The sequence below is a fragment of the Pollutibacter soli genome (assembly GCA_029269725.1).
GTDB lineage: Bacteria > Bacteroidota > Bacteroidia > Chitinophagales > Chitinophagaceae > Pollutibacter > Pollutibacter soli.
In genome coordinates this window covers 336383-349121 of sequence record JARJHS010000006.1, presented here as the reverse complement: position 1 = coordinate 349121, position 12739 = coordinate 336383, and the positions used below count along the sequence as shown (strand labels likewise).

Genomic DNA, 12739 nt, shown 5'->3' with positions numbered 1-12739 from the left:
ACATAAGAAATAACAGGAAATACCATGCTTTGCCTACGGACTTTTGCAAGTCAAATCATCCCGCTGATTTTATTCTGCAGTCTGTTGTATGCATGTACAAACAAAGGCGGTGAACCGCTCGTTGACACTTCTGATTGCAGTCTCGATTCCTTGATCGGAACCTCAGCTTCCGGTGGTCAGACAAGTGAACAATAATAGATTTTTCAGTATGATGACCAGCGCAGGCATAATGAAACAAAATTTTTCGAAAACGGTGTACACTCAACTACTGAGGAATATACTTACGGTGCGGGTGAAAACCCAACCGGTATGCTGCGCAAACTTGCTGATGAAAGATCGTCTGAAGGGTTCAAATTTATTTACGGAGCCGATTGGATGGCCCAGGGCTATGATCACAAGAACTACGATGTAATCAACGACAGGGTTTACTGTGATGACTCTTGTATTTTCACAACAGATCATATGGATCTTCCTGTGATGTATACAACTCGCAAAAATTTCAATATTTAACGTCAATAGAATTATTATGCTGAATTTAAAGTTTAATGTGTTTATCTCTGTTTTATTTTCAGGTATCTTTTTTTTGTCCTGCAGTAAGCCTTCCGAAAATAATCCCGATGATACTCCAAAATTTTGCGGAATTGATTCGATGCTAGGTCAAACCAATCCAACAGCAAGTATTTATACCATGCGTTATAACTACGATTCTAAAGGTCAGATGACAAGAGAATCAAACTTCACAGGTAATATCGCTGGCTTTGCCTTTGAATATAAATACCGTGCTGATGGTAAACTTGCATCGTGGACTTATCTTCAATCCGGGGTATATAAAAAGCTTGAACGAACAGGTGTTTATGATAGCCAGGGAAAACTAACTGCAATGGGAGTTGAAGAGTTTCCGGTTAACTATGGTGAATCTGATACCTTGCATTTTATTTACGGAAGTGATGCGCTGACTACCATCCGGATCGTAAGAGGCGACACGATTGCTAAAACCAATTTTTACAATAAAGGTGGAAATTTATCTCATAGCGAATACTTTCAAAATGGAATCCTGACTTATACTGACACACTCGAATATACGGGGATACCTTTTACCAACAGACTGAATAGCGATGCATTATTGCTGACTACCTCGAGATTCCCCAGTAAAAACTTTCCATCGAAGCAGGTTACATGGGATAAAGTTCAAGGTAAAAAAGTTCTGGACGATACAATCACATATGAACAGGATAGTAAAGGCAGGGTAACTAAAGTGACAACAACGAGTAACCTTCCTGTAACACCTGCATATCCGGTAAGATGGGAGCAATATTATTATGGGTGCGATTAACACAATAACTTTTAGGGAACCACAGGATGTGATGTAGTGGTTCCTTTTTTTCCAGTTATGTCTGATAACGGGAACGATTTTACATTTTGAATGAATGCGTAAGATGCGAAACTAAGGGTTCTCCAACTTACCAATTTTTCGGGCTGCGATGAGATGAGCCGGAGGGGAGTCGGTGCTCACACCTGCAGGATCTTTCCCATAACATAATATCTTTTGGTTTTTTCTTTTCACGAATTATAAGGGAATTAAATTTTCATTCTCAGCCCACAGGTTTTCTATAATTTGATTCGCAAGGAAGCAACCTCTAATCGTGGGTGCTCATGTTCATTAAATACTTGTTGGTGTTCCTGGGAAACATTTTCGAATTGAAGATTTTTTGCGGGGAACACCAACAAGCGTGACAGAGTTTAAAAGCGTATGATTTTCGGTTTAAGTAGCGCCAACGAAAGTAAGAAACTGTTATCGTGAGATTCCAATACTTGTTGGTGTTCCTTGGAAATATTTTTGAGTTGAGGGAAATTTGATGGGAACACCAACAAGTGTGATTAAGTTAAGAAAATACTTGTTGGTGTTACCGAAAAACTTTTGAAGTGAAGGATTTTCACGGGAACACCAACAAGTGAGACAGAGTTAAAAGAAATTTTAAGTAGCGTTCCAACGAAAGTTGTCATATAAAAAATTTGAACGCATGAGCGACCTATTCCGGAATCACAAACTTCACTTTCGTCCCCGCTTTAAAACTACCCGACTTTATTAGTTTACCATCCGCAAAAATCTTGGTCTCAATCTTATCCTCCACCAATCTCAATTCAAAGCTGAGCACATCTTTCCCAACATGCATATTTCTTAGTTTTAATTCGTGAAGCTGTTGATTTAAATTCGGTGTAATACTGAATGCGGCAAATCCGTCTTGTTCAAGACCCAGCAATCCTTCAATAAATATTCTGCAGTACAGTGCACTTTCAGCAGAGAGATGCTGCATATCATTTTCAGGATAGGCTTCGATGACATAAGGCACATGATCGCCCAGCAATCTTTTTTCTGAGAATGTAATAAGTTTTGGAATGGATTTATCCAGGTAACCTGCTTTTAAAACACCGCGAAGTACATACAGCGTACCGCGATCCCAGAATGTCTGCTGATCTGGTTTTTTATTGGGATCCAGTTCGACGAGTACACCATTTTCTGTCCAGAGTTTTTCCAGCAACGCATCGGCTGTTGCTGTTGCTCTTGTGTTGATGCCCATCGCCAGCGGAAGAGATATCCAATGACGCAAACGTTCGTTGCCGTCGAAATAGCGATACGTATCATAACCGTCGATGCGATAACCGAAATGCGCTTCAATATTTTTTTCGAGGGCAATTTTTCGGGCCGTATATGTTTGGGAAAGCCTGTTAAGGCCGAGCTCTGAAGCAAGCACAGCTCCGGAAGTCAGTCCGCCATAGTACAAGGAACTTGTCGCGAGATTTGCATCGCCCGTGGCAATTCTTCCTTCCATTTCATCAGTCTTTGACATTACAACACCTTTGCTGTTCAGTTTGCGGTTGCAGTAATCGAGGCACCATTCGATCAGCGGCCAGATTTCCTTCGCGAGTTGACGATCACCTAAGCGCAGCAGGTACTGCGAAGCGCCATAAGCAATCATGGCAGCATCACCGCGGTCTTTGTTTGATGCAATAACATCACCTTCGATCTCGAATGAATATTGTATCGGCTTATCATCTTTGGGAATGTGTTTTAAGAATTTGATATAAGCATTCTTTGCGGCGATGATTCCTTTGTCATAACCCAGCAACGGAAAGAATGGCCCGCTATATTCCGCCTGGTCGTTGGCCCAGATGCCCACGTAGTAATTGCCACCACCAGGTGAATGCACCAATCCCATTTTCGAATCAAAAATGCTTTCAGCTGCCCGTATTTTGGAAAAATAAAACAGCTGATCCAGTACAGGATTGTTTGTCTCGAGTACAAGGTTATTTTGCATGAATGCCATGAAATCATCCCGCTCTTTTTCAACAGCAGCGAATTCAAATCCGGTCACAGGTTCATCATCAATGGCTGCAGCAAAATAAATGGCAAAACTGTAAGTAATGCCAGGTGCCAATGTGATTTCCGTTTTGGCTTCGCTGTAAGTATTGTTATGGTAAATGCCTTTGTAACCGGAAATTGTCGATTGTGTTGCATTATTACCAACTTGCAGTTTTTTAGAAATTGTTCCATTATTTGTCAGTGTCCATTTCTCAACAAACAATCTTCCCGACATCGACGGAAACAGTGTACGCGTGAGCGTGATTTCGTGAACCGGCGTATGATAAAAAACCAGTTTGCCATCGATCCTTACCGAATCAACTTTGTCAAAAACAATGGTCACCATGCTGTCGGTAATAGTTGGCTCGATCTCCGAACCATAGGTTAGTCTGCGATATGCGCGAAACTTCTGCCAGCTCACGCCATTCGTGCGGTCGTATGTACGCAGTTGCGGAAAGATGATATCGCGATGAAGAATGAGTTGTTTGTTTTTATTGATTTCGTAATTGATGATGGCAGATACCTTGGTTCCTGACAGTTCGATATGATCAGCATGGGGGAGTTGCGGGGATTGGGAGATGTTCCAGGTGATACCACCGGCGGAAGAAAGGTTCCAGAAATTTTGGCGAGGATTCTCCTGTGTTAGTGCCGGAAGACATCCTATAAAAAAAGCGAAAGAAAGAAACAATCGAATCATCATTTCCAGGGTTAAGAAAGTCAAATTACGATCATTGGTGGACAATTGAATTTCAGAGGCGAATAAAATCCATCGCTGTATTTCTTCAGTGAGCAACAACCACATTACCCCTACGTTTATCAGGAAACAATCACCTTTGATACACCATGAAGCTATTACTCCTGCTGGTTTTCACCCTGGTCGGTTATCTTTCTGATAATACAGTTGATAACAAAGTCCTGATATGTAAAAGCACCGGCGCTTATGCCTATCATTCGCATAATTGTCAGGGGCTGAGGCAATGCCGTGCCACTATTGAAAAAGTTACGATTGAGGAAGCAAAAAGACTGAGGCGGAAAGCTTGTGGGTATTGTTATGGAAACAACATTGCAGGCAAAAATTCATCTGATGACAACGATTCGGGAAACAGTAGCCTATCCCAATGTCGCGCCACAACCAAAAAAGGTACAAGGTGTTCGAGAAATGCAAAGAGCAGCGGATATTGCTGGCAACATGAGTGACTTGCATTAATAAATAATAATACGTATTTTTCGAACCGCTAACGAAAATTCAACTTCGCCGGAAGAACCACCCTGGTCGTTACAGACTTTAAATCCGGTCAGCCTCATCCACTCCTATTTAAGTCCTCGTTTCCTTCCATCCATTGAAATCCCAGACGTTCAAATTTCAATAATCATCAATAGCTCGATAAGTTATTGGTAATTGTATTGTTTCGTAATGCCCTAATGTATAGACTTACAGCTCACCCATGAACCCACCAGGATTAAGATATATTCTGACATTACTTTTTGTTATTGTCTCATCAATAACCTTTTGCCAGGTACAAACGGCCGGGAAACCTGTTTCAGGTCAACGGAAAGCATCACCTGTAAAGGCAAAAAAACCTGTGTCATTTTCCTTAAGAACTACAGCAACAGGAGATACTATCAGGTACACACAACCGCTTAGTTTTTGTCAGGGCGAATCTGTTCTTTTGATTGCTAATAATGCACCTGCTGGCGCTAGCTTTCAATGGACAAAAGATAATGCTGATATCAACGGAGCTATTGCATCCAGCTACAGAGCCAATACCAGTGGTAGATATAGTGTCGTAGTAACCTCCGGCGTTACAAAAACTTATTACGATACCCTGCGCGTTACCGTTTGGTCGAAACCGGTGGCAGATTTTACTTTCAATAACGACAGTACCTGTTCCGGTACCGTCATTAATTTTAATTCAACGGTTACCAATGGCACTGCGCCATTTACTTATGCATGGACTTTTGCTGACGGATCAAAAGCAACTGCTGCAGATGTAAACAGAGGATTGCAGGTCCTTGGATGCGGAACATTTTCCGGCTTCAATCAATTGATCGTCACCGATGCGAATGGGTGTTCGGATACAGTTAGAAAACCGATAAAAGTCATTCGTAAACCGGAAGTAAGTATCCGTGATCTCAATATATTCTCTCCGTTCAGCAATTGTGAAAATTCACCAACCGTCAATAATCCGAACTACACTATTAAAATTGATAATAATTCCCCGGATAAAAACTGTATATCCACTTACACGGTTAACTGGGGTGATGGTACTGTTCAAAATAACCTTACCGCCGCAAGTTTTCCTTTAGAGCATACCTATACAAAACTCGGTGCATTCAATCTCGCGATAACAGGAAAAGGAACAAATGGCTGCAGCAACACAGCGACTTATGTTGTAGCTAATCAAAGTAATCCTGCAGGTGGATTGGGCACCCTGGGAAATACAACAGGATTGTGTGCGCCGGCGACATTGCCATTCATCATCAGCAACTGGCAGGATAATTCTCCGGGAACATTTTATGTGTTGAATTTTGGTGATGGGGATTCGGTTATTCTGACTCACCCATTGAACCCGGGAATGACGCCGGACACCGTGTATCACACCTATACAAAATCATCCTGCCCGAATCCCACTTTTGTGGCGGTTCTCAAAGTAATCAACGCCTGTGATGTTACACCGTACACTGCAGGTAATATCCAGATCAGGATAAAACCGGAGGCCGCGATTGATTCCATCCTTCCGGTCTGCGTAAATCAAAACGTGTGCTTTGTAAACTCTACTATCCTTGGCAATTGGGGATCGACATGCAGCGAGCTTACGGAATACAGCTGGAATTTTGGCGATCCCTCGAGCGGATCAAACAACACTTCAACACAAACCAATCCCTGTCATACCTACGCTGCACCTGGAATTTATACGGTGACGCTAACCGCAAAAAACCCTTGCGGCACGACCACGGCTACACGAACCGTCTGCGTAATGCCGAAGCCTGTGCCGTTATTTTCTCTGGACAACAGTTCAGGTTGTGCACCATTTACAGTTAATATAACAAATAACAGTACCGGCGTTAATGGGTGTAAACCTGCGACGTATAAATGGACCGTTGATTATGCTAGTGATTATTGCGGAACCAGTGCGGATTGGAAATTTGCTGCCGGTTCTTCCGAAACATCTGCTGATCCGAAAATCATTTTTAATAATCCGGGTAAATACGCGATTAAACTCACCGTTACCAGTCCATGCGGTGAAGTCACCACCACAAAAATTGTTGAAGTAAAGAAACCGCCAACGGTAATAATTAAGCCTATCCCAACGTCATGCGGACCTACTACGTTCACTCCATCAGCAACCATTACAAATTGCGGTAATTCTGCATTGACCTATCTATGGACTTTCGAAGGCGGAACTCCTGCTACATCAACAAATTTAAACCCTGGCAATGTTAGTTTCAGCACTGCAGGCGTACACAAAATAACACTTGCAGTTACCAATGAATGCGGAACAACGACAGCGTCAGAAACTTTTATCATAAATGCTTTACCCGATTTGCAGATCCCCCAGTCAGATTCCGTATGTAATAATGCCAAGGCCGGACCTTATCTGTTTTCAAGTGCTACGCCAGGTACAAGTATTACGTGGGTAAGTTCAAATCCGAATATCGGACTACCGGCATTAAGCGGATCAGGCAATATTGCTGAATTTATTGCGAAAAATACATTTGCAGTACCGCAATCTGCAACAATTACAGTCACTGCAACACAGGGTGGTTGCAAGTCGGATAACAGCTTTATCATCAAAGTGAATCCATCACCGTCAGCACCAGTGGTTGTTTCACCTGTACAATATTGCCAGGAAGAAAATGCCGTTCCATTATCGGCGACGCTGACAGGAAAAAATTTAAACTGGTACGGGACTGAGACGGGCGGAACAGCGTCATCAACTGCACCTACACCTTCCACTGTTACCGTCGGGACAAAATCGTATTGGGTCAGTCAGACTTCATTCAGCGTTTGCGAAAGCCCAAGGTCGAGAATAAATGTTATTGTCAATCCGATCCCTTCCATCACAGGAAGTTTTACAAGCCCGCTGAATTGCGGATCAGCTACAGGAAGCATTATATTAAAAGGTCTTACAACAAATACCCTCTTTACAGTCCGTTACCTTAAAAACGGTAATGCACAAACGATTTCAGCGAATTCAGGTACTGCGGGTGAAATAGTTATCTCATCATTGTCGGCTGGTACATACAGCGAGATCTATGTAGAATCCACCGGATGTCCTTCCAATAAAGTCGGTCCATATACGCTAACAGATCCCAATCCACCAACCACACCTGTGGCAACAAGTAACGGACCGATATGCAGTGGGTCTGAATTGAAACTCATGTCGACGGGTACAGGAGGTATATTCAGGTGGACAGGTCCGAATGGATTTATAAGCACATCACAAAATCCGGTCATTCAGAATGCAGGCGTTAATGCGTCAGGATTATATACTGTCACGCGCGAAGTGAATGGTTGTTTATCAGTTCCGGCATCAGTGACGGTCACTGTTAATCAGACACCTTCAATCACACAAATAACCAGCAACAGCCCGATTTGCGAGGGGAATCCCCTACAGTTATCAGCAACTGTCGCGGGAAATCTTTCTTTGAAATATTCATGGAGCGGACCGGATAATTTCACCAGCGATGAAAGACAGCCGTTATTGCAAGTAACTAAAACGAGTTCGGCCGGTGAGTACAGATTGAAGATAGAAAATAATGCGGGAGGATGTTCTGATTCGGATCGTGTTCAGGTGGTGATAAAACAAGTTCCACAGATTACAGATATTGTATCAAATGATCCGGCCACCTGTAATTCTTCCTCTGGTTCCATTCAGTTGAAGGGACTGAAAGGTAGTACTACTTATCAAATCAAATACAAGCGCAATGGTGTACAGATAACAAACGTTCTTCAATCAAATGCGACAGGTGTACTCGAACTTATCAACCTGAATGCAGCGACTTATTCTGATTTCATCATCACCCTCGATGGTTGTAGCTCCGATACGGCAGGACCTGTTGTTCTCAGCGATCCAAATCCACCAGCTAAACCGGTTGCGGGTAACGATCAGGAAGTATGTACGGGCGGCAATGTAAATCTTACTGTCTCTGGCGCCCCGGCGGGAGCAATTTATACCTGGACAGGACCTGCTGGTTTCACAAGCAATCTGCAAAACCCATCTATACCATCGGCTACGTTAGCCAATGGCGGAATTTATACCGTATTCGTTACCGTTAGCGGATGTGTGTCCCCATCGGATACAGTAGTGCTGACCGTTCACCCGACGCCGGAAAATATTTCGGTAAAAAATAACGGACCTGTTTGTGCCGGTGCAGATGTATTGCTTTCGGCTTCTGCTTCAGGCGCAGGGAATCTAAGTTATCTGTGGTCGGGACCCGATGGTTTCAGCAGCACCGAACAGAATCCAAAAATCATTGCAGCAGCAGAAAAAAATGCTGGAACTTATACAGTGAAAATAATCGGTGAGAAAGGAAATTGTTCCGTTACCGGAAACACGCAGGTTATTATTCATAAACTTCCGCGGATCACCGGCAGCCGCTTCAACCATCCCACGAGTTGCGCATCATCGACTGGATCAATTACACTCAGCGGACTGGATGCAAATACAAATTATCGTGTCAGCTATAAGAAAAATGGAATTGCTCAATCCGCAGAAATTATATCAAATGCATTGGGTGAGTTAACCATTACATCATTGTCATCAGGGGCTTATACAGATGTACAGGTCACGCTTAATAATTGTCCTTCCAATGTTGCAGGACCGTTTACACTGTCGGATCCGAATCCTCCACTCCCACCAACTGCCTTATCAAATGGGCCGGTCTGCGCAGGCGCAACGATTCAGTTAAATGTATCTGGAGTTGCTGATGCTGGAATCACATATGCATGGACAGGTCCTCAAAATTTCATCAGTACAGATAAATCTCCAGTAATCCCGAACGTTACCTTGGAGAATCAGGGCGAATATAGAGTAACCGTAACCGTAAATAATTGTACCTCCCAACCTGGAAAAACAGTTGTTGTAATCAACCCATTACCTGTCGCACCAAAAGTGCAATCGCCAGTGGAGTATTGTATCGGCGCTACCGCCAGTCCTTTGACTGCTGAAGCACTGCCTGCACATCAGCTACGTTGGTATACCACCGAAATTGGTGGAACAAATCTTCCGCAGACGCCGACACCATCTACATTACAGACCGGCAATGCAGATTATTGGGTGAGCCAGGTTTCTGATAAAGGATGCGAAGGACCAAGACAAAAAATTACAGTAATCATTCGTCCCGATGCGAAAGCTGCCATCAGTGTTCCTGTGGATACCGCATGTACGCCGTTTGTCATCAGCATTGCAAATACATCTCCCGCAGGAATCAACAGCAACTATCATTGGTTTGCGGATCAGACGCAGCTTAATTCCGGTGTACAATTTCCGGGATATACTTTGAATAAACCGGATGATTCCGTAACGATAACCATGGTTGCGGTAAGTGTTTTTGGATGTAAGACCGATACAGTAAGACATGAATTCTATACGAAGCCTGTTCCTGTTCCATCCTTTACAATTTCAGATAGCATCGGATGCGGACCATTGACTGTTAGAATAACCAATACCACTCCCGAGATGAATAGGTTTAGTTTCCTCTGGGATTTTGGTAATGGTATAAAAACGAATGTTGCACAACCGGGAGATATCATCTTCCCACCTGATCCTGATTTTGGTGATACAACGTTCACGATCCGTTTGAAAGCGTTTGCGGGTTGCGATACTGTTATACTTCAGAAAACAGTGCTCGTGAAATCAAAACCAAAATCATTGTTCACACCGGATAAAAGTTTTGGATGTTCACCCATGCGCGTAGTCTTCACTAATATATCCCGCGGAAATGATATGAACTTTATCTGGGATTTTGGTGATGGACAAAGAACGGAAACCAGCGTCGCTGATACTATTTCGCATACTTTCTTCAGTGGAACTAAGGATACATTCTTTGTAAAACTGATTTCCCGGAACAGTTGCGGATCCGATACGATGCAGTATGCGATTGCTATTGCACCAAACAATATCAGGATCGATATGGCAGTAAATGCGACTGAGCTTTCCGGTTGTTTGCCACACACAGCGAACCTGATCAATAACTCGAGGGGAGCATCGCTTTTCAAATGGGATTTCGGCGATGGTACAACACATACATCAACAAAAAATATCGATACGGTTCGTCATACTTATCTGAAGGAAGGAATTTATATCGTAAGACTGAATGCATCCAACGGCTGTTCTGATACCAGTACAACGGAAACGATCAAAGTATTTTCCACTGCCAATGCTGCGTTCACTACACAAACGATCAACAGTTGTTCCGGTGATTCTGTACGCTTCATTAATCAATCGGATTCTGCGGATTCTTATCTCTGGCAGTTCGGAGATGGTCAGCAGACCTTTAATAAAAATCCTGTTCATTTCTTCAAAGCGCCCGGAACATATAATGTAAAGCTGACCACCTTCAGACAAAATCCGGATGGATTCAGTTGTTCTGATACTGCCGTTCAAACCATTATTGTAACACAGAAAATTCCTGATGGAGTTCTGATATACGAAGGCGGAAATAAATGTGTGACCGCGGGAGTAAGATTTGAATACAGGGGAAATTTCACCGACACACTGATCTGGAATTTTGGAGATGCAACAACCATTAAGACGACAGAAACGATTGTCTTCCATCAGTACACAACACCAGGCAAATTTGTTCCTTCTCTGCTGATCATATCTGCGAACGTATGTAGCATGTCTATTGTGGGGAAAGACACGATTGTAGTGGACAAAGTAGAAGCTGGATTCAGCCATTCTGTGCAAAATTACTGCGGATACAGCATGCTAAATTTCAAAGACAGCTCACAGGTATATTTCAGCAAAGCATCGGTTCACTGGTTGTTTGGCGATGGCACTGAGGGAACGGGAACGCAGATCAGTCACAGATACGCTGCGGAAGGCCAATACAATGTGTCGATGATCATCACAGCAGCGAGCGGTTGTACGGATACGCTGACGAAGAAAATTTATGTTGATGTTTTTGATGTTCCTCTTGCTTCGATTAACAAGGACATTTTTGGATGTACCGAAAAGGATAATCTGTTTACAGCAGTGGTACAGTCGCGCGATTCTGTAAATCTTTATAAATGGCTGACTTCTTCCAACGCAACCGGCAACACCAGTGTGTTCAACTTTAAACCGACGCTGACGGGCAATTACAATATTCAATTGATTGTGGGAACAGTGAATGGTTGTTTTGATACTGTTGCTACTACAACAGCGATTTATAAAACGCCGCAGCTGGCACGCATAGAAGATAAGACGATCTGTGCGGGAACCTCGGTAAAACTCGTAACAACGGGTGCATCCCAATATCAATGGCAGCCTGCTTCCGGTTTGAGTTGCAGCAATTGTGCAGATCCGGTGGCCAGTCCGAACGCGACAACAAATTACATTGTCCGAGGTATCAATGCAGAAGGGTGTTTCAGCCAGGATACGATACTCGTGAAAGTGATTCATCCATTCAAACTGCAGGTGAAATCTGTCGACACTTTGTGTATCGGACAATCGGTGACATTGAATGCAAGCGGCGCATTCTCTTACAATTGGACACCATCCACCGGCCTAAGCAATCCGAATATTCCGAATCCGGTCGCCAGTCCGGCATCGACTACCCGTTACCGTGTGATTGGTTATGATGAGAATCATTGCTTCAGTGATACGGCCTTTGTCGAAGTGGCAGTGGGCGGTTATTCAACGATCAGTCTCGGACCGGATGTAACTGTACCTACAGGTACGCAGCAGGTGTTGCAGAGTACGATTACAGGGCCGCCGGTGAAAACCTGGTCATGGGATCCGGGCACCAATCTATCCTGCAGCAATTGTGCTGATCCGGTTGCGACTGTGAAAAACAACATCATCTACACGGTGAACATCACAAATATTTATGGTTGTCCGGCGACAGATACCCTTCAGATAAAAACCTTCTGTGAAAATGCACAGGTATTTATTCCGAATGCGTTTACGCCGGATGGTGATGGTCACAATGATAAACTCCTCGTGCGTGCGAAAGGTATTGCGACGGTGAAGTATTTCAGGATTTTCAACCGCTGGGGCGAGCTGGTATTTGAAAGAAATAATTTCCAGCCCAATGATATCAACCAGGCATGGGATGGTAAAGTGCGCGGAAAAGTCGGTGGTCCGGAAGTGTTTGTATATACGGCTGAAGTCATCTGCGAAAACGGCGCAACCTATGTCTATAAAGGAAATGTTTCCATCATAAAATAGA

5 protein-coding genes are annotated in these 12739 nt (G+C 43.4%); 4 read left to right on the top strand and 1 reads right to left on the bottom strand.

The features are described from left to right. Positions 1-309: 309 nt before the first annotated feature. Positions 310-510 (top strand): hypothetical protein, encoded by a 201-nt coding sequence (locus tag P2W82_RS16590; RefSeq protein ID WP_336517033.1) that lies wholly within the window; start codon positions 310-312, stop codon positions 508-510. Positions 511-526: 16 nt separating this feature from the next. Next, positions 527-1333 carry a hypothetical protein gene (locus P2W82_RS16585; protein ID WP_336517032.1) on the top strand — a complete coding sequence of 269 codons (807 nt, stop codon included), beginning with the start codon at positions 527-529 and terminating at the stop codon, positions 1331-1333. A 697-nt stretch (positions 1334-2030) separates the two neighbouring features. Here P2W82_RS16585 and P2W82_RS16580 read toward each other — a convergent pair. Beyond that, positions 2031-4061, bottom strand: coding sequence for a glucosidase family protein (locus P2W82_RS16580; RefSeq protein ID WP_336517031.1), 2031 nt, complete (start codon positions 4059-4061; stop codon positions 2031-2033). Positions 4062-4204: 143 nt separating this feature from the next. Here P2W82_RS16580 and P2W82_RS24830 point away from each other — a divergent pair, with 143 nt between their 5' ends. Then, on the top strand, positions 4205-4558 hold the full coding sequence (locus tag P2W82_RS24830) for a DUF5763 domain-containing protein (protein ID WP_419555721.1): 354 nt from the start codon (positions 4205-4207) through the stop codon (positions 4556-4558). Between the two features lie 386 nt (positions 4559-4944). Continuing rightward, positions 4945-12738 carry a PKD domain-containing protein gene (locus P2W82_RS16570; RefSeq protein WP_336517029.1) on the top strand — a complete coding sequence of 2598 codons (7794 nt, stop codon included), beginning with the start codon at positions 4945-4947 and terminating at the stop codon, positions 12736-12738. Position 12739 lies beyond the last annotated feature (1 nt).

Bases quoted from the DNA above. Each gene is read 5' to 3' on its own strand.
- P2W82_RS16590 (WP_336517033.1), top strand. From the start codon at position 310: ATGCTGCGCAAACTTGCTGATGAAAGATCGTCTGAAGGGTTCAAATTT.
- P2W82_RS16585 (WP_336517032.1), top strand. From the start codon at position 527: ATGCTGAATTTAAAGTTTAATGTGTTTATCTCTGTTTTATTTTCAGGT.
- P2W82_RS16580 (WP_336517031.1), bottom strand. From the start codon at position 4,061: ATGATGATTCGATTGTTTCTTTCTTTCGCTTTTTTTATAGGATGTCTT.
- P2W82_RS24830 (WP_419555721.1), top strand. From the start codon at position 4,205: ATGAAGCTATTACTCCTGCTGGTTTTCACCCTGGTCGGTTATCTTTCT.